The organism is Pseudomonas sp. WMBT8 (assembly GCF_050916005.1).
In the GTDB taxonomy this organism is placed as follows: domain Bacteria; phylum Pseudomonadota; class Gammaproteobacteria; order Pseudomonadales; family Pseudomonadaceae; genus Aquipseudomonas.
In genome coordinates, this window is sequence record NZ_CP188096.1 from 809,902 (window position 1) to 828,942 (window position 19,041).

At 62.3% G+C, this 19,041-nt stretch carries 13 protein-coding genes and 1 pseudogene; 7 read left to right on the forward strand and 7 right to left on the reverse strand.

Annotated features, from left to right (window positions below; genetic code table 11):
• The first annotated feature begins 130 nt into the window (after positions 1–130).
• Positions 131–1,576 (forward strand): SulP family inorganic anion transporter, encoded by a 1,446-nt coding sequence (locus ACO77H_RS03415; protein ID WP_432755009.1) that lies wholly within the window; start codon positions 131–133, stop codon positions 1,574–1,576.
• 23 nt (positions 1,577–1,599) lie between these two features.
• Here the strand turns inward: ACO77H_RS03415 and ACO77H_RS03420 are convergent, their stop codons facing one another.
• The gene (locus ACO77H_RS03420) at positions 1,600–1,980 is read right to left on the reverse strand and encodes a lysozyme inhibitor LprI family protein (RefSeq protein ID WP_432755010.1); all 381 of its coding nucleotides are present in this window, start codon (positions 1,978–1,980) and stop codon (positions 1,600–1,602) included.
• 186 nt (positions 1,981–2,166) lie between these two features.
• Between ACO77H_RS03420 and ACO77H_RS03425 the strand changes: the two genes are divergently transcribed.
• The 5 genes from ACO77H_RS03425 to ACO77H_RS03445 all read left to right on the forward strand — a co-directional run bounded on the left by ACO77H_RS03425 (position 2,167) and on the right by ACO77H_RS03445 (position 8,944).
• A complete protein-coding gene (locus ACO77H_RS03425) occupies positions 2,167–3,570 on the forward strand; it encodes a gluconate:H+ symporter (RefSeq protein ID WP_169955122.1) in 1,404 nt (467 codons plus the stop codon).
• 26 nt (positions 3,571–3,596) lie between these two features.
• A complete protein-coding gene (locus tag ACO77H_RS03430) occupies positions 3,597–4,457 on the forward strand; it encodes a MurR/RpiR family transcriptional regulator (protein ID WP_432755011.1) in 861 nt (286 codons plus the stop codon).
• A 1-nt stretch (position 4,458) separates the two neighbouring features.
• Entirely contained in the window at positions 4,459–5,922 is a 1,464-nt protein-coding gene (locus ACO77H_RS03435) for an N-acyl-D-amino-acid deacylase family protein (RefSeq protein WP_432755012.1), read from the forward strand.
• A gap of 107 nt (positions 5,923–6,029) precedes the next feature.
• Positions 6,030–8,486 (forward strand): dermonecrotic toxin domain-containing protein, encoded by a 2,457-nt coding sequence (locus ACO77H_RS03440; protein ID WP_432755013.1) that lies wholly within the window; start codon positions 6,030–6,032, stop codon positions 8,484–8,486.
• A gap of 89 nt (positions 8,487–8,575) precedes the next feature.
• Positions 8,576–8,944, forward strand: a complete 369-nt coding sequence (locus tag ACO77H_RS03445; RefSeq protein WP_169955118.1) for a glyoxalase superfamily protein — start codon at positions 8,576–8,578, stop codon at positions 8,942–8,944.
• A gap of 638 nt (positions 8,945–9,582) precedes the next feature.
• Here the strand turns inward: ACO77H_RS03445 and ACO77H_RS03450 are convergent.
• The 5 genes and pseudogenes from ACO77H_RS03450 to ACO77H_RS03470 form a co-directional block, all read right to left on the reverse strand.
• On the reverse strand, positions 9,583–10,446 hold the full coding sequence (locus ACO77H_RS03450; RefSeq protein WP_371923395.1) for a methyl-accepting chemotaxis protein: 864 nt from the start codon (positions 10,444–10,446) through the stop codon (positions 9,583–9,585).
• A gap of 39 nt (positions 10,447–10,485) precedes the next feature.
• Positions 10,486–11,643: pseudogene (locus ACO77H_RS03455) on the reverse strand (methyl-accepting chemotaxis protein); the annotation flags it as partial.
• A 21-nt stretch (positions 11,644–11,664) separates the two neighbouring features.
• Positions 11,665–13,485 carry a CocE/NonD family hydrolase gene (locus ACO77H_RS03460; protein ID WP_432755734.1) on the reverse strand — a complete coding sequence of 607 codons (1,821 nt, stop codon included), beginning with the start codon at positions 13,483–13,485 and terminating at the stop codon, positions 11,665–11,667.
• Between the two features lie 19 nt (positions 13,486–13,504).
• Complete coding sequence (locus ACO77H_RS03465) at positions 13,505–14,944, reverse strand: YfcC family protein (protein ID WP_432755014.1); 1,440 nt, start codon at positions 14,942–14,944, stop codon at positions 13,505–13,507.
• A 211-nt stretch (positions 14,945–15,155) separates the two neighbouring features.
• The gene (locus tag ACO77H_RS03470) at positions 15,156–16,049 is read right to left on the reverse strand and encodes a LysR substrate-binding domain-containing protein (protein WP_170043658.1); all 894 of its coding nucleotides are present in this window, start codon (positions 16,047–16,049) and stop codon (positions 15,156–15,158) included.
• A gap of 172 nt (positions 16,050–16,221) precedes the next feature.
• Here ACO77H_RS03470 and ACO77H_RS03475 point away from each other — a divergent pair, with 172 nt between their 5' ends.
• Positions 16,222–17,445, forward strand: a complete 1,224-nt coding sequence (locus ACO77H_RS03475) for an OprD family porin (RefSeq protein ID WP_169955114.1) — start codon at positions 16,222–16,224, stop codon at positions 17,443–17,445.
• A gap of 3 nt (positions 17,446–17,448) precedes the next feature.
• Here the strand turns inward: ACO77H_RS03475 and ACO77H_RS03480 are convergent, their stop codons facing one another.
• Positions 17,449–18,864 (reverse strand): ArnT family glycosyltransferase, encoded by a 1,416-nt coding sequence (locus ACO77H_RS03480; protein WP_432755015.1) that lies wholly within the window; start codon positions 18,862–18,864, stop codon positions 17,449–17,451.
• Positions 18,865–19,041 lie beyond the last annotated feature (177 nt).

The window sequence follows — 19,041 nt, forward strand, 5'->3', positions numbered from 1 at the left end:
GCGATAGCGGCCTGAAGGTTGCGGGGTGATGCAACTGGCCTCATCGCCGGCAAGCCGGTTCCTACTGGTTCGGTTTCGTGGTTTTGCGTACCATCGCCGCCTCATTCCCCGCAACTCCCCCGGTAAACCCATGAAGCTCTCTCGTCTGCGCGCCGACGCCCTGGCCGGACTCACCACGTCTTTTGCCTTGTTGCCCGAATGCATCGCCTTTGCCCTGGTAGCCCACCTCAACCCGCTGATGGGCCTGTATGGCGCCTTTATCATCTGCACCTTGACCGCGTTGTTCGGCGGCCGGCCGGGGATGGTCTCGGGGGCGGCTGGGTCGATGGCGGTGGTGATCGTCGCGCTGGTGGTGCAACACGGGGTGGAGTACCTGCTGGCGACGGTGGTGCTCGGCGGCCTGATCATGATTGCCTTCGGCCTGCTGCGCCTGGGCAAGTTGGTGCGCATGGTGCCGTACCCGGTGATGCTCGGTTTCGTCAACGGCCTGGCGATCATCATCGCCCTGGCGCAACTGGAGCATTTCAAAAGCGCTGAGGCCTGGCTCAGCGGTACACCGTTGTACGTGATGACGGGGTTGGTGGCGGCGACCATGGCCATCGTCTACCTGCTGCCCCGCCTGACCCGCGCGGTGCCGCCGGCGCTGGTGGCGATTCTTGGCGTGGGGCTTGCGGTGTATCTGCTGGGCTTGCCCACTCGCACGCTGGGCGACATGGCCCACATCGCCGGCGGCCTGCCGACGTTTGCCCTGCCGCAGATCCCCTGGACCCTGCAAACCCTGGGCATCATCGCGCCTTATGCGTGTTTGATGGCCATGGTCGGGCTACTGGAAACCTTGCTGACCCTCAACCTCACCGACGAAATCACCGAGACCCGTGGCTACCCCGACCGCGAAAGCGTGGCCCTGGGCGCGGCGAACATGGTCAGCGGGGTGTTTGGCGGCATGGGCGGCTGCGCGATGATCGGGCAGACGGTGATCAACCTCAGCTCGGGCGGGCGCGGGCGGTTTTCCGGGGTGTTTGCCGGGGTGATGATCCTGCTGTTTATTTTGTTCCTGTCGCCGCTGATCGAGCGCATTCCCCTGGCGGCGCTGGTGGGGGTGATGTTCGTGGTGTCCCAGCAGACCTTTGCCTGGGCGTCGCTACGGGTGATCAACAAGGTGCCGCTCAATGATGTGCTGGTGATCATCGCGGTGACGGTGATCACGGTGTTCACCGACCTGGCCACGGCGGTGCTGTGCGGGATTGTGATTGCCGCGCTCAACTTTGCCTGGCAACAGGCGCGGGAGCTGTATGCCGATGAACATCTGGAGGCCGATGGCAGCAAGCTCTATCGCCTGCACGGCACCTTGTTCTTTGCCTCGACCACACCGTTTTTGAACCAGTTCGACCCGGCCAACGATCCGGCCCAGGTAACGCTGGACTGCCGGCACCTGAGCTTTGTCGACTACTCCGCCATCGCCGCGTTGATGACCTTGCGCGAGCGCTACGCCAAGGCCGGCAAGCACCTGCGGGTGCTGCACTTGTCGGAGCGCTGCAAGAAACTGCTCAAGCGTGCGCGGGTGCAGCACGACTGATCCTGGCGGGATAGGCGAGGGGGTTAGGGGCCGACGAGGTTTTCCAGTTCCTCGGCGCGGGTCTGGGTCATGTCCAGCACACAGCCGGAGCCGTTGACCTGATCGATGCTGGCGCCGGTCGCGGAGCCGACGAAGGCGCAATTGGCATCGCGGTATTTGATCCACAGGCGTTGCACATCCTGCAGTTGTTGCTTGCGCTGGCCCTGGGCATCCAGCGCGGCTTTATAGGCGTTGTTCAGGCGCAGGTCCTGAATCCTGGTTTGTTCGACGTTGCAACTGACCATCGCCGCCGTGGTGTTGGCGGCGTCCAGGCATTTTTGCAGGGCCGGGCTGCTGTCGGCGGCCACTGCGGCGCCGCACAAGGCCAGCCACAGCGTGCTGGCGGTGAAAGTTCTCAGGTTCATCTTGGGCTTCCTGGCGGTTATTGGGTTGCAGTTTAGGCCAGCAGTCTAGTTTCCCGTATCTGCTCTGTGCTGCATGTAAGAACTATCCCCCGATTTTCATCCTGGCTCTGCGGGCATGTCCCAAAGCGACAGCGCTTACCTGTGGGCGAAAATTACTTTCATAAAATTTGAAAACCTTCCTCGGTAATGATTTATGAGTTTCACAACCAATTCGACGTGACCCTTTCCGAGGAGTACCGCATGGCCGCATCACCGGGCGTCTGGCTGTTGGCATACGCTGCCATCGCCATCATTGCATTGATCGTGCTGATTGCACGTTACCGGCTCAACCCGTTTATCGTCATCACCCTGGTATCCATCGGCCTGGCGCTGCTGGCCGGGATGCCGGCGGATACGATCATGGGTTCCTACGAGGCGGGCGTCGGCAAGACCCTGGGGCATATCGCACTGGTGGTGGCCCTGGGCACGATGCTCGGCAAGATGATGGCCGAATCCGGCGGCGCCGAGCAGGTGGCGCGCACCCTGATCAACCGTTTCGGCGAGCGCAATGCCCACTGGGCCATGGTGTGCATTGCCTTCCTGGTGGGGCTGCCGCTGTTTTTCGAGGTCGGTTTTGTACTACTGGTGCCGATTGCCTTTACCGTGGCCCGGCGCGTGGGCGTGTCGATCCTGATGGTCGGCCTGCCGATGGTCGCCGGCCTGTCGGTGGTGCATGCCCTGGTGCCGCCGCACCCGGCGGCGATGATGGCGGTGCTGGCGTATAACGCCTCGGTCGGGCAAACCGTGCTGTATGCGATTTTGATCGGCATCCCCACCGCGATCATCGCCGGCCCGGTGTACGCCAAGTTCATCGTGCCGCGCATCCATTTGCCCGCCGAAAACCCGCTGGAGCGCCAGTTCATCGAGCGCGAGCCGCGCACCCGCCTGCCCAGTTTCGGCCTGACCATGGGCACCATCCTGTTGCCGGTGGTGCTGATGATGATCGGCGGTTGGGCCAACCTGATCTCCACGCCTGGCAGCGGCTTCAACCAGTTCCTGTTGTTTATCGGCAACTCGGTGATCGCCTTGCTGGTAGCGACCCTGGTCAGTTTTTGGACCCTGGGCCTGGCCCAGGGCTTCAACCGCGAGTCGATCCTCAAGTTCACCAATGAATGCCTGGCGCCGACCGCCAGCATCACCCTGCTGGTGGGCGCGGGCGGCGGTTTGAACCGGATCCTGGTAGATGCCGGCGTGACCCATGAAATCCTCGGCATGGCCAATGCCTTCAACCTGTCGCCGCTGGTGATGGGCTGGTTGTTCGCTGCGCTGATGCGCATTGCCACCGGCTCGGCGACCGTGGCCATGACCACCGCGTCGGGCGTTGTCGCCCCCGTGGCCCTGGGCCTGGGTTACCCACACCCGGAATTGCTGGTGCTGGCGACCGGTGCCGGTTCGGTGATCTTTTCCCACGTCAACGACGGCGGCTTCTGGCTGATCAAGGAATACTTCAATATGACGGTGATCCAGACCTTCAAGACCTGGACCGTACTGGAGACTTTGATTTCAGTGGTCGCCTTCGGCCTGACCTACGGCCTGTCTCTTGTTTTATGAGCCTCATCCTGTAACCCGGAGACCCCATGGACATCCTCTACCAGATCCGCGCCCGCCAGGATTCCTTCAGCGCTGGCGAAGGGCGTATCGCCCGGCTGATGCTCAATGATGTGGGTTTTGCCGCATCCGCCAGCCTGGAAGAGCTGTCCCAGCGGGCCGAGGTCAGCACCGCCACCTTGTCGCGCTTTGCCCGCAGCGTCGGTTGCCGCGACTTGCGCGACCTGCGCCTGCAACTGGCCCAGGCCAGTGGCGTGGGCAGCCGTTTTCTGGACCCGGCGGGGTTGCCCGAGCAGTCGGCGTTTCATCGCCAGATCCTCGGTGATATCGAAGCGACGTTGCGCCAGCACCTGTCGGGTTTCAACCAGGCCGGGTTTGTCGATGCGGTGAACCTGCTGGGCAAGGCGCGGATGATCCACGCGTTTGGCATGGGCGGCCCGTCGAGCCTGTGCAGTGAAGAGTTGCAGGTGCGCCTGGTACGCCTGGGCTACCCGATTGCCGCCTGCCGCGACCCGGTGATGATGCGGGTCACGGCCGCCACGTTGAGCGCCGAGCACGCACTGATTGTCTGCTCCCTCACCGGCCTGACGCCTGAGCTGCTGGGCGTGGTGGAACTGGCCCGCAATTATGGCGCGCGGGTCGTCGCCATCACCCTGGCCGGCTCGCCATTGGCGCAGTTGGCTGACGTACTGCTGCCGCTGCAACCGGCGGAAACCAGTTTTATCTACAAACCCACGGCGGCGCGCTACGGCATGTTGCTGGCCATCGATTTACTCGCCACCGAACTGGCCCTGGCCATGCCGGACGACAACCAGGAACGCCTGCGCCGGATCAAGCTGGCCCTGGACGACTATCGCGGCGGCCCTGACAGCCTGCCGCTTGGAGATTGAAATGAAGTACCACACGCTGATTCGCCAGGCGCTGATCATTGATGGCAGCAACACGCCGGGGTATCTCGCCGACGTGGGGCTGCGCGAGGGGCGGATCGAGAAAATCGGCGACTTGTCGGCCGCCCGGGGCGAGCATGAGATCGAGGCCAATGGCCGTGTACTGGCGCCGGGTTTTATCGACGTGCACACCCACGACGACACCGTGGTGATCCGCCAGCCGCAGATGCTGCCCAAGCTCAGCCAGGGCGTGACCACGGTGATTGTCGGCAACTGCGGCATCAGCGCCGCGCCGGTCAGCCTGCGTGGTGCCCCACCGGACCCGATGAACCTGCTGGGCAAGGCCGAGGCGTTCGCCTATCCGCGTTTCCTCGATTACCGCGCGGCGGTGGAAAACGCTCACCCGGCCCTCAACGTCGCGGCATTGATTGGCCATACCGCTTTGCGCAGCAACCATATGGACGACCTGCACCGCACCGCCACCGCCACCGAAATCGCGGCGATGCGCGAGCAACTGCAGGAAAGCCTGGCGGCGGGCGCCCTCGGCTTATCCACAGGGCTGGCCTACGCCAGCGCGTTCAGCGCCGACACCGACGAAGTGCTGCAACTGAGTGAAGAGCTGACGGCGTTTGGCGCGGTGTACACCACCCATCTGCGCAGTGAGTTCGAGCCGGTGCTGGAGGCCATGGACGAGGCGTTTCTGATCGGCCGCCACGCCAAGGCACCGGTGATCATTTCCCACCTCAAATGTGCCGGCGCCGGCAACTGGGGGCGTAGTCCACAGCTGCTGGCGTCCCTGGAGCAGGCGGCGAAGAGCCACCCGGTGGGTTGCGATTGTTATCCCTATGCCGCCAGTTCCTCGACCCTGGACCTCAAGCAAGTCACCGATGCATTTCGCATCACCATCACCTGGTCGACGCCGCACCCGCAAGTGGGCGGGCGCGATCTGCAGGACATCGCGGCCGAATGGGGCGTATCCCTGCTGGACGCCGCCCGCCGCCTGCAACCGGCGGGGGCGGTCTATTACGGCATGGATGAGGCCGATGTGCAGCGCATCCTCGCCCACCCACTGTCGATGGTCGGCTCCGATGGATTGCCGGAAGACCCGTTCCCCCATCCGCGCTTGTGGGGCGCATTTCCACGGGTGCTCGGACATTTCAGCCGCGACCTGGGACTGTTCCCGCTGCACACAGCCGTACACAAAATGACCGGCCTGTCGGCCGCGCGCTTTGGCCTGGCCGGGCGTGGCGAAATCCGCGAGGGGCATTGGGCTGACCTGGTGCTGTTCGACCCGTTGCGGGTAAGGGATGTGGCGGACTTCAAGGACCCGCAACGTGCCGCCGAGGGGATTGATGGGGTGTGGGTCAATGGTGTGTTGAGCTACTGCGAGGGGCAGGCGAATGGTCAGCGGGCTGGGCGCTTCCTGGCGCGTAGCGGGGATTTGCGGCGGGGTTTTGCCCAGGTGTGATCGGCCGTGAGGTGTGTCGGATTGTGGTCAATGAGGGCTTACAAAAGGTAGGTTGTGACGGTGGAAGCGCTATCTAAGATGGGCAGGACTTCTTACGGAGAGCCTGTATGCCAAATCAATATGATAGCGTCAGTCGTTTCGGTAACCCGCCCAACGTTGCGGCCGCGTTGTACGCCAGTGGCCCTGCTGCCAGCATTCATGCGGCGACCGCCAATGCGCTGGCAGCCTTTCCTTTCCCCCGCGATACGATCAAAGGCTGGATCCAGGAAAAAGTCTGGAACCTGACCAACCAATGGATCGACCCTGACAAGGTCTACCTGCATAAATTTTCGTCGGCGCACAGCACGCACAATCCCAGTGCGGTGACGGGCTGGGAGCACAACGGGGCTCCCGAATCCTCCATGACCCTCACCGAGGCCGTCGCCAGCGATTTTTTCTCGGCGCAGCGCTATGGCGCTGCCGGGAAGGCCCAGGCGGTAGCCCATTTCCTGTCTTCGAACACAAGCCCGTTCTCCCTGTTTGAAAGTGAAAGCGTCACGGACTTTTTCAGCCGTCTGGGCCGGTTCGTTCTTGATCGAACCGGGCCTGGCTTCATTTACTCGAAAATTCATGATGATGTACCCAATGCCCGGGAGGCCTGGCGGGACCTGGATTCAGTCTACGGCCTCTATCTGGATGGCCCGCAAAAGGGCAGCTACAACGCGGACAATCAACTGCGCATGAAGCCCAGCGAGTTGTTGGATTTGGTGCGCGAGGGCGACTTGCAGAAGAAGGTGATTGCCAAGCTGGATGACTTCTGGACCCAGCACGGCAGCGAGTGGCGCACGCTGGCGAAAAAGCAGTTTGTGATGCAAGCCCGAGCCGCCCGGAGCCTGAACCAGAAAGATCCCAGCCAGGGCTTGAGCCCGCAGGCGTATGCCAGCGTCATGCAGGCGGCTGCGCCCAACGTGCCGCTCGAAGGCCCGGTGTCAAAAGAACAGTTACAGGCCGAGGCGGCGCCAGGGTCGGACACCCGGGTGTTGTGCTTCGACATCAATGGCTACCGCTCCAACAACATCCTGCGGTTTGTCGCGAAGGATGGCAGCGAAACCTTGTATATCCCCGGGGGCCAGCCCTCCTTGCTGGCGTTCAAGGACCGTGCCGAAGTGGACCAGTGGGTACTTGCGCAGAGCAACGACCCGGCGAAGGCCACGGCGCTGGAGGCGCATTTTTCCTTGCGCGATCGCCAGCAGGGGGTATTCGGGGCCCTGAGTGCCAGCGGTGTGGACAGTACCCTGAAAAAACTAGGTTCCCGTGACCTGGCGGCCAACGACAGCCATATCGACACCCTGAATTACCCTGTCGGTGGTGATGTGTTTTCCTTCATGGCCAGCCAGACACGTGAGCGCATCAACAACGATGCCGATACCGAAATGAAGTCCAATGCCGAGGTGTACAAGGACGATGCCCTGGGCCTGTTGCAAGCGGGCAATGCGGTCTTTGCCATCCCGATGGCATTGCTCGGGCCGATTGGCCTGGCGCTTGGCACCGCATTGTTTGGAGCACAGGTGGGGCTGGAAATCGACACGGCTGTGCAAGGCGATACCCAGGCCGAGCGCGAGAGTGGCTTGCATGCTGCGGTGATGGACGTGGCGACGATGGGGTTTTTTCATGCGCTGGGCAAGTCTGTTCCCCTCACTGCCGATCCCGCCGTCGAGGCGGCCTCACCAGCGGGCCAGGGCGAGGCTGCAAACGGCGCGGGAGCCAGACCTTTTTTCAATTATCGACGAGTGAACGGCAAAATTGGCGTGCTGATGAGCCCCGACGGCCCGCCACGGTTACCCGCGCCGCTGGGGGGCAAGCTGAATCCTGCGTGGGATCCCTCCATGGAAATCTACCTGCAGTCGGGATCCCGGCGGCCGCAGGTTCAGCCCAGGTATGAGACCCCACAGCCCAGCCCCAAAAGACCCAGGCTTGACGACTCGGAGGGGGAACTGTCGGAGGATGAGCAGTCGCCACCTTCCGTGGCTTCGGATGCCACTTCATCCGGGGATTACGATCCCTATGAGGATAATGTCATCAAGACCAACCCCTTCAAGGCCGGCGTCACCCTGCCTGCCGGTGGGTATTTCAACAGTCGGGGCATGATCGAGCGCACCGACCGGCCCAAGTTGTATCGCGTCGAAAAGGCCGAGCGCGTGGAGCGCCGGGGGGACCCGTTGGATGTTGGTTTTCGGGACTCAAACTTCTTTTCCGGGCCCGAAAAAATGATGGATGGCAAGGTGCTGGTGGCCTCTGGCTCCAAGGCCGCGGCCATGCATTTTGGCGAGACAGAGTTCAGCGGCGACTACCATTTGTACGAAATCGACAGCCGTGGCATTCCTGCCGTGTCCTTCAATGAAAACATCGACGCCAACCCTCAGTTCGTCGAGGCCCGCCAGTGCGTTGCACCCGGTACCCTTGAGCGTCTGCGCAACGAGGGGCGCCTGGATGAGTTTGCGGCCAATGCCTATAGGTTCGATGAGGTGCATGTGTCCAATGAGGATCTGTCGAACGCGCGGATCACCAAAATCCCCCATGGTTGAACGCAGCGTCGTCAGGCATTCACAGTGGACGGGCTATGGGGTAGGGTGATGGCGCCTCAACAGGGAGTATTCTGGATTTGGAGAGTCTTATGCGGTTAGGAAACGTCACCCCCATCCTGCGGATTTTCGACGAGGCCAAGGCGCTGGAGTTCTACGTCGATTTCCTGGGATTCAAGGTCGATTGGCAGCACCGGTTCGAAGCGAATTTTCCGTTGTACCTGCAAGTGTCGTTGGGCGAGTGCGTGCTGCATCTATCCGAGCACCATGGCGATGCCTCACCGGGCGCAGCGGTGCGGATTCAGGCACCAGGGGTGGATGGGTTCCAGCAGCAATTGCAGGCCAAGAATTATCGCTTTGCCAAGCCTGGAGTGGAGGAAACTCCCTGGGGCTCGCGGGAGATGAGCATCAAGGACCCGTTTGGCAATCGGCTGGTGTTTGTCGAGGAAGGGCAAGCCTGATCGACAAATTTCAGGCAATAAAAAACCGCCTTGGTAGGGCGGTTTTTTATTGCAATCCCAGTTAGTGGCTGGGGTTGCTGTCTCAAAAGACGCAATCGACCTGCCCGCGAATATTAACGTTGACCATATCGGTTCGCAAGGTTCAACGATGATCGGCACCGATCGCTTCTGAAGCTTTTCTCGCGTCAAAGCTGACTGCAAAAAGCTGCAATAAATCTACCGTCAAATACTGGATGCTTGACCACTATTGGTCACACCTTTGGCCTAAATGTTGGTTAGGATCTCCCCCGTTCTGCGTCTGTCGCTTTTAGGTGAGTCGGGTATGCGGGCGAATTCCGGACCGGCCGCCACGGGCTAGTAATCCGTGCCGGATTCATGCGGAAGGACCATTAGCCCGGCCACCTCAAGAGACGTAATCGACCTGCGTCCAAAGGCTCACGTGTTCCGGTAAGTGCGCTGGAGGTAAGGCCCAACTCTTAGGAGGGCCGAGTATGTCCAAGTTTGCACGACGTACGTGGGACCTCGTAGTGAATTGCCTGCGTGTTTATCACGTCTGGAAATTCCTGCGAGACAGCTTCGATGACCGCTAAGGCCTGAGAAGTGGAGCCGCCCCGGTTTCGGCCGGGGCGGCTTTTTGCTTAGACTCGGAAGTGGCTGACCATCTGCTGCAACTGGCTGCCCAGCCGTGCCAGTTCGACACTCGACTTGGCGGTCTCGTCGCTGGCCGTTGCGGTCTGTTCCGATACGTCACGTACATTGACGATGCTGCGGCTGATCTCTTCGGCCACGGCGCTTTGCTGTTCGGCGGCGGCGGCGATCTGTTGGTTCATCGACTGGATGTTCGACACCGTGCGGGTGATGTTCTCCAGGGAGACGCCGGCCTTGCGGGTCAGTTCGACGCTGCTGTCGGTCAGGCTGCGGCTGTTGTTCATCACATTGGCCACTTGCTGGGTGCCGTTCTGCAAGCCGGCGACCAGTCCTTCGATTTCTTCGGTGGATTTTTGTGTGCGCTGGGCCAGGCCACGTACCTCGTCGGCGACCACGGCAAACCCACGCCCGGCTTCACCGGCGCGCGCCGCTTCAATCGCGGCGTTGAGCGCCAGCAGGTTGGTCTGCTCGGCCACGGCCTTGATCACGTCCATCACGCTGCCGATCTTGTTGCTCTCTTGTTGCAGGTGGGCCATGGCGTCAGTGGAGCGTGCCACTTCGTCGGCCAGGCGTTCGATCTGGGCGATGGCTTCGGCCACCACCTTGTCGCCTTCGCGGGCCTGGCCATCGGCGGCGGATGCGGCCTGGGAGGCTTGTTCGGCGTTGCGCGCCACTTCCTGCACGGTGGCGGTCATTTCATGCATGGCGGTGGCCACTTGATCGGTTTCGATTTTCTGGCTGTTGACCCCGGCGCTGGTCTGCTCGGTCACGGCCGACAGCTCTTCGGCTGCGCTGGCGATCTGCGTGACGCCGTCGCGGATCCCGGAAATCAGCTCGCGCAAGGTGGTGCCCATGCGCTGGATGCCTTGTTGCAGCACGCCCAGTTCGTCGCGGCGGGTCACTTGGATGTTGTGGCTCAGGTCGCCGGAAGCGATGCGCTCGACCACGGCCAGGGTTTCCTGCAGCGGGCGGGTGATCTGCCGGGTGATGACCAGCGCGGCGATAATCCCCACCAGCAGCGCCAGCACGGTGCTGATCAGTTGCAGGCTGCGGGCCTGGACGCTTTCGGCGTCGCGGCGTTGCAGCTGGATGTCATACAGCGCTTCGCTGCGCGACACGATATCGGCACCCTGCACGGTCATTTCCTGGCGAGCGAGGACGATATTGGCGTTGGCCGCTTTATACGCCTGTAGCGCATTGCGATAGGCGCCCAGGGCATTTTCCAGGGCGATCAGCTCGGCTTGCTGGGACTCGCCAAACACGTTCTTCAAGCCTTTGAGGCCATTGATCGCCGATTCAATCTGCGCCGCTGCACGGGCTTCGGTGTCCGGGTTGACGTTGCCGGTGTAGCCGCGCACTTCATAGCGGGCCACCTGGAACTCTTCCTTGGCGTGGTTGACGGCTTCGTACTGGGCGAAGCGTTCACTGCTTTCAGGCAACTGCCGCACGCTCTGGTCCAGTGCCGCAATCACCAGGCCGGCGGCGTCGGCGCGTTCGCCCATGGTCTGGCGAGCCGCGTTGCCGTTACGGTAGGCCTCGCGCATTTTGTTCAGCGACTGCCGGTAGGCGGTGATGATGTCTTTCTGCTCGTTGAGCAGCTTGAGGTTTTCCGGGCTCTTGAAGCTGTTGACCAACTGTTGCTGCTGCGCGGCAAAACTGTCGAGGGTGGTCTGGACGTTCTGCGCCACGGTTTCATCGCCGTTGGCGAGCATGTATTGCAGGCGCACGATCCGCAGTTTGGTCAGCGAGGCGTTGAGCTGGGTGATGTCGCTCATCCAGTTGCTGCGGTCGATCAGGCTGCCCAGGCTGGTCCAGCCGGTGAGCGCGAGGATCGAGGTGAGCACCAGTACCAGGCCGAAGCCCAGGCCCAGTTTCAAGTTGACGCTGATGTTGCCAAACCATGTATTCATCGAATTCCTCCAGGAACAGATTGCGTGTACATCAGTTGCTGGAAGATCGCCCAGCCGATGGATAGTCAGGAGATATCGGCAGGCAGGGCGAGAGCTGAAACGGTTTTTTAGCCAATGTGGGATTGGCGGATGAGCGGTCATTACTCCCGATGTAGGCGCTCTTCACCCGTTGGGCAGGATGCTCAGGACCAGACACGATGCGGCATCCCGGCTGAGGTGGATGCGATTGTGGGCAATGCGCGGGTCGTGGGCCTGGCCCTCGGCTTCGCCGCTGTTGGGGTTGACGTCGAAGCGCGGGAAATTGCTACTGGAAATGTCCAGGCGCAGGCGATGGCCCTGCTTGAACAGGTTGCAGGTGGCAAATGGCTCGATGTTCACCTTCACAAGCTTGCCGGGTGTCAGCGGTTTGGGCTGCTCCCACGCGTCGCGATAACGGCAGCGGCGGATGCCGTCGGTGATGTTCATCGCAAAGCCTTGCGGGTAAGCGGCGCTCGGCGGGTAGACATCCACCAGCTTGGCGGTGAAGTCGGTGTCCGGCGCGTCGCTGTCGATCCATAGCTCGATCTGCACCGTGCCGGCGACGATCAGGTCTTCGGTCAGGGGCGCGGTCTCAAAGCTCAGCACATCGTCGCGCTCGCACAGGGGGCGATTGTCACCATGGGTGCCAAAAAAGTCCGCGCGCTCACGCTGGTCGAAGGCACCACCGACGAAGATCGGCGCACCGGATGTCAGTGCGCCGCCCACGGTCGGCACCGGGTTGGCCGGGTCGGCGTAGTAACCCAGGACGGCCTCGTCAGCGCTGGGCGCAACCTCGGTCAATTGCCGTTGTTCATCCAGGTACAAGGTCAGCGCCTGGGTGCCTGGCAGCGGCCATTGCTCGGCCTGCAACCAGCGGCCGCCGTGTTGCAGGCGCCCCTTTTCATCCGGCAAGCCGCTGCCGCCGCCCATCAGGAACACCTGCACCTGGGCCTGCGGTGGCTGCGTCCCAGGCTTGAGGGACTGCTCGAACCATTGCAGGCGGCAACTCAACCAATCCTGCGCCACCTGGCCGTCAAACGCGGCCTGGGCGCCGAACTCCACATCGCCGCTATGGCTGATATTGCGGTCACCGTGCAACCACGGCCCCATGATCAACTGTTGCGGTGCACGGTTGGCGCGGGTGAATGCGGCGTAGTTGGCCAGGGTCGAGCTGACATAAGCGTCATACCAACTGGACATGAACAACACGGGAATATCCGGCAAGTCCGCGTAATGACCTTCGGCATAAATCCCCGACTTCTGCCAGTAGGGGCCGAAAGTGCCCTGGGCCCACTGCTCCAGCAGATAGGCTTCGTACTCGGGCACATGGCGCAACGGTGATTGACCCGCCTGCCAGGGCATGCGGCGGAACCACTCATGGATGTCTTCGTCTTCCAGCGCCTGGCGTACTTGCGGGTCGGCCAGGGCTAGCGGGCTTTCCTTGGCCTGGCGAAAGGCCCAGGTAGCCTGCTTGAGTTCAAACGCACCGCCCTGGCGAATCCCGCATTGGTAGGCGTTGGCGAAGCCGCCGCTGTCGAGCACCATGCTGCTCAGGCCCGGCGGGTGCAGGCAGGCCACCGCCAGTTGGGTGTGGGCCGCGTAGGACAGGCCCATGCTGCCGATCTTGCCGTTGCACCATGGCTGGCGAACGATCCAGGCCAGGGTGTCGAAGCCGTCTTCGCCCTCGGCGGTGTATTTGGTGAACACCCCTTCGGAGGCGTAGCGCCCGCGGCAATCCTGGAAGATCGCGACAAACCCTTGGGCGGTAAAACGCGCCGCCATCTGCTCGCGGGAGATGTGCTGGCCGTCGAGCTGTTTTTCCGAGCGCGACGGTTTGCGCTTGTCATAGGGCGTACGTTCGATCACCACCGGATACGGACCTTCGCCGCCCGCCGGCAGGTAGATATCGGTGGCCAGGTGGATGCCATCGCGCATGGCGATCATCTGGTTGTGCAGGGTTTGCATAGGTAAAACACTCATCGGCTCAATATCCGGTTTGCACGGCAATCGCCAACAGCACCATCGCCAGCACCGCGTAGATCAGGAACAGCGGCAGGATGTATCGCGCCCATTGGCCCCAGCCGACGTTGGCGGTGGCCAGCAGCACCAGCAGGCCGCTGGAGGTCGGGGTGATCATGTTGGTCAGGCCGTTGCCCATCAAAAAGGCAAACACCGTGGTTTGCGGGCTGACCCCGGACAACTGGCCCAGCGGCCCGAAGATCGGCATCGTCACCGCCGCCTGGCCTGAGGTAGACGGGATCAGCACGTCCAGCCCCAGTTGCGCGAAGAACATGCCGTAGGCCGAGACCACCGGCCCGTGGTCGCCCACCAGGTTGGCCAGGCTGTTGACGATGGTGTCCAGCACCTGGCCGGTGCTGAGGATGATTTCCACGGCGGTCGCCAGGCCGATCAATACGCCGGCGATCAGCACCTTTTTCATGCCATCGACAAACGCGCTGGCGGCAGTGCTGGCAGCCAGGCCGGCGATCACCGTAAAGGCCACGGTCAGCAGCAGGTAGAACGCCGACAGTTCATGGTATTTCCAGCCCCAGCGGTTCGAGGCATACACCAGAAAACCGATCCCGCCGCCCAGCACCAGCAGGTTCAGCAGGTGGCGAATCGGCAGGGGGTTGCTTTCAAAGGTGATCTGCGCGCTGGCATCAAAGCCGTGCTTGCGAATGCTCCACAGCACAAACGCGATACCCACCAGCAGGAAGGTGCAGTAAGCGGCGACGCGCATGCTCAAGCCGCTGAAGATCGGCAGGCCGACCATCGGCTGGGCCACGGACAACGCCACCGGGTTGGAGATGGACGCCAGGTAGCCGATCTTCACCGAGATGGTGACGATGGCCAGGCCAATCAGGTTCGACAGCCCCAGGCGGTTAGCCATGGCCACCATCAACGGCACGATCAGGATGAACTCCTTGGCCAGCCCCATGAAGGTGCTGCCGGCGGAAAACACCAGCATCAGGCTCGGCACCAGCACGTAGATATTGCCCCGCGTCAGGCCCAGCAGGCGCTCCAGCCCGGCGTCGATTACCCCGGCCTTGTTCAGCACGCCGAACATGCCGCCGATGAACAGCACCATGAAAATCAGCGCCGCACGCTTTTCGATGCCTTGGGGGATGGCCATGAAGCCTTCCACCAACGACACCGGGCGCGCGGTTGTGTCGCCGGCCTTGCGTGGTTCCAGGGAGAACAGTTGGCTGAAGGAGTCCTGCTTTTCCAGCACCTGGTACGAGCCCGGCACCACCAGGCCATTGTGGCGCTGGAACTTGCCGGCATTCACCGCATAGGTGAAGGCGACGGCGAGCAGGACGATACTCAGCAGAATGATCGCCGGGTTGATTTGCTTGCGTTGCACGGGTTTGTCTGCGGCCGCCTCGGTGGGCGGCGGGGTACGGAGGATCTGCGGTTCGGTCATGCTGGCGGCCCCGGCGCGACCCCGTCTGGGCGGGGTGAGTGCGCTGTTATTGTTGTGGTGGGCGGACACTAGGGCAAAGCGCGCAGGCCCACAACGTTATGCGTGGGGCGGGTTGGGGTATGCGTTTTACACACAGATTGCGCGCAACGACGAGCGGTTCGGCTGGGAGGCTGTGGTGTTGGCGCGGCTGTCATCGCCGGCAAACCAGCTCCTACAGTGGGGTGGCGAGGCGGCTTTTGAGGTGGTCGGCGAAGGCCGTTACCAACTGTGAGCGTGGCTCGTCGGCACGAAATGCCAGGCCGAATGCATAGGGCAACGCCGGGCGAAACGGCCGGCTGACAATCGGCAGATGCATGAAGTGGCTGGCCAGCAAACCGTTGACGATCGACACCCCTAGGCCTTCGGCGACAAAGCTGCAGGCGGCGCCCACCGAGTGCACCTCGACCCGCACCTGGGGCGTCAGGTTGGCGGCGCGGAACATCTGGTTCAACTCGGTACGCACCGCCCGTTGCCGGCCCAGCATCACCAGCGGCACGTTGCGCAGATGCTGCACCTCGATGAACTCTTGGCGACTCAACGGGTGATCGGCTGGCATCACGCACACGCCTTCGGTGTGCAGCACCGGCTCGATATCGAAGTCGGGAATCTCGGTGGGCAGGCGCACAAAACCCAGGTCGGCGGAGCGGTCCAGTACGGCGCGTTCGATCATGTCGTAGGAGCCGGTCAGCAGTTCGACCACGGTGTCGTCATGGTCCTTGAGAAAGTCCGCGACAATCCGCGGTAACAATTGCTGGGTCATGCTGGTGGGGACACCGACCTTGAGCAGGCTTTTGCGCGAGCGGCCGACGCGCATTTCGTCGGCCAGACGCTGGATACGCTGCATGCCGTCCACCAGGCCGGCGACCTCGGTGAGCAACTCCTCGGCCTCTGGCGTGGCCATCAGGCGGCCCTTTTTGCGCAGGAACAGGGCAAACCCCAGGGCGTCCTCCAACTGGCTCAACAAGCGGCTGACCGCAGACTGCGACAAGCCCATGCGCGTGGCCGCGCCGATGGTCGAGCCGGTGGACATGATCGCCTTGAAGGCTTCGAGTTGCTTGAGGTTCACCGTGGATTTCCTGTCGAAGGGCGGCTTTGCGCATAGCGTCATGCGCTTCTCGCATAACGTTGTGGGGCGTTCGGCAAGCCGTTAGTGTCCGCCCCAATGTGACCTGGCGTCCAGCCTGGCACACGGAGCAACTGCCCATAAAAATCGACAATACGGCATTGAGGAAACACTGATGCGTGAGCTTTTCACGAGAGGCGGCGTAGTTACCGCCGGCTTGCTGGCGAGTCTGTCGCCGGCGCTGATGGCCCAGGGGTTCTGGGAGGATTCCCAGGGCAAGCTGAGCCTGCGCAATTACTATTTCAACGACGGTTATCGCGACGGTGGCGAGGATCGCAAGGAGTGGGCGCAAGGCTTTCTGCTCAACCTGCAGTCGGGCTACACCGAAGGCACCGTGGGGTTTGGCCTGGATGCCCAGGGGCTGTCGGGGATCAAGCTCGACTCCAGCCGCACCCACGCGGGCACCGGTTTGTTGCCGGTCCATGATGATGGGCGCGCCGCCAATGAATTCTCCAGCCTCGGCGTGACCGCAAAAATGCGCATCGGCGCGGCCGTGGTGAAAACCGGCACGCTGTTGCCCAAGATCCCGGTGCTGGTGCACAACGATGGGCGCCTGCTGCCCCAGACATTTCGCGGCACCCAGGTCGAATACACGGGCATCCGCAACCTGTACCTGCACAGCGGGCACCTGGATCAATTCAAGCTGCGTAACTCCACCGACAGCGTGGATATTTATCCACAGGGCTACAGCGGCAAAAAAGGCAGCGACTTCGATTTCGCCGGCGCCACCTATGCCTTCACGCCTACGCTCAGTGGCACCTGGTACTACGGGGAAATGCGCGAATTCTATCGCCAGCAATTCCTCGGCCTGGTGCATAAGCAGCCGTTGGGCCCGGGCAGCCTGACCAGTGATTTGCGCTACTTCATCAGCAATGAAGCCGGCAAGGCGCGCAACGGCAAGGTCGACAGCGACATGTTCAGCGGCCTGTTCACCTATCGCCTGGGGCCGCAGGCACTGGGCGTGGGCTACCAGAAAGTCAGCGGCGATACCGCGCTGCCCTATGCCAGCGTGTCGACGGTGTACTCGTTCAGCAATGCTGGGGTCGGCAAGTTCATCCAGGCCGGTGAGCAAACCTGGATGCTGCGCTATGACTATGACTTCGCCGCCGTGCTGCCGGGCCTGAGCTTCATGACCCGTTACTACAAGGGCCAGAACGGCGACTTCAAGGGCCGCGAAGCGCGCGAGTGGGAGTCCGACACCCACCTGCGCTATGTGATCCAGGACAGCACCCTCAAAGGCCTGGGCGTGGAGTTGCGCAAGGCCACCTACCGTTCCACCTATGCCAGTGACCGCGATAACTACCGGGTCTACCTGACGTACGATCTGGCGCTCTGGTAGGCCTTACTGTTCGACAAACGAGTAGGGCCGGCTGCCCACGGTGATCTGCTTGAGAGCGGTGACCGGAGTCGTCAGTTGCTCGATACGGTCCAGCAACGCCACGTTGCCCGGCCTGGCATCGAGATAGGTGCGCAGTTGTGCCTCCGTCTGCAGGATCGGCAAGTTGCTCTGGGTGTAAAACACGCTGGCGCCGGCCACACGCTCGTTGGGCTGGTACAGCACCACCGTGTGGCCCTGGGCTTGTAATTCCTGGATTTGGCGGGTCAGCGGCACGAAGGATTCTCGCCGGTCGGCCTTGGGCGCATACCAGATAGCAGCGCCCAGGTAGCCGGCAATCACCACGGCAAACACGCCGCTGATCAAGCCACGGCGATAGGCGGGCACGCGGCTGAGCAGAACCGCGCCATATTCGGCCGCGAGGACCGCCGCCGCCGGGGTCAGGGCCATCAGATACACGATGCGTTTGCTGGAGGCGAAGGTCAGCAGGGTAAATTGCGCCACCAGCCACAGGCTGAAAAACAGCCGGTAACGATTGCTCGCCAGGCTTTTGCGAAAGTGCCACAGGCCCAGGTACACCAGGATATTCCACGGCAAAAAGGCTTCGGGCAATTTTGCGAGGTAGTAGTAGATCGGCTCGTAATGCCCGGCTTCGACGAAGGAGCCGCTGAAACGTCCGACACTGTTGGTCCACAACACCTCACCGACCGCCTGCATCCCACCCCGTTGATACAGAAACCCCAGCCAGATCAACAACGGCACCAGCGCCAGTAGGGTGTACATGCCGGGCCGCAGCCATTGGCCCGGTCGCACACGCTTGTCCAACAGGCTGGTGCAGGCCAGGTAGGCAAAAATCACAATGCCCGGCATCGCCAGGCCCAGCACGCCTTTGCTCAAGGTGGCGATGGTCATCCCCAAGGTAAACAGCAGCCATGTGCCGATATTGGCACCGGGCTGGGATTCCGCGCGGGTGGCCTGGTAGAACGCCAGCAGGGCCAGGGTCACGCCGAGGCTGAGCAGCGCATCCTCACCTACGCCGCGCACGTTGCTCCAGTAACTGGCCATGGTCGCCAGCACCAGCGCGGCGCCAAACGCCAGGGGCTTGGGCCGTCCGAAGCGGCGCAACATGCCGTACAGCAGCATCACACTGAACAACCCGGCAAACGCCGAGGCCAGTCGGACCGCGCCGGTGCTGGCGCCAAACAGGCGAATCGCCCCGGCATCCAGCCATAGGCTCAGGGGTGGTTTTTCCAGGAACGGCTCACCGAACAGGCGCGGCACCACCCAGTCATTGTCCAGGTGCATGGCCATGGCAATCCCGGCCACCCGGGCTTCGGTGGAGCCTTGCAACTCATGATTACCCAGGGCCACGAAGAACAGCAGACCGGCAAGCAGCAGCAACAGTGGGGCAGGGCGTGTCATGGGGTGGGTTACCGGATGCTAGAGGGGGGTAGCGTTGGAGTATACGAAGGCAATCCTTAACGAATTGTGAACGTAGCGCCCGTTGTAGATTGGCCTGCCAGGTGGTCTGGAAGTGGTCGGTTCGCCGCCGCCTTGGAAACCTACCATTGCCGGGTCCCGATCCATCCCGGACCGGGC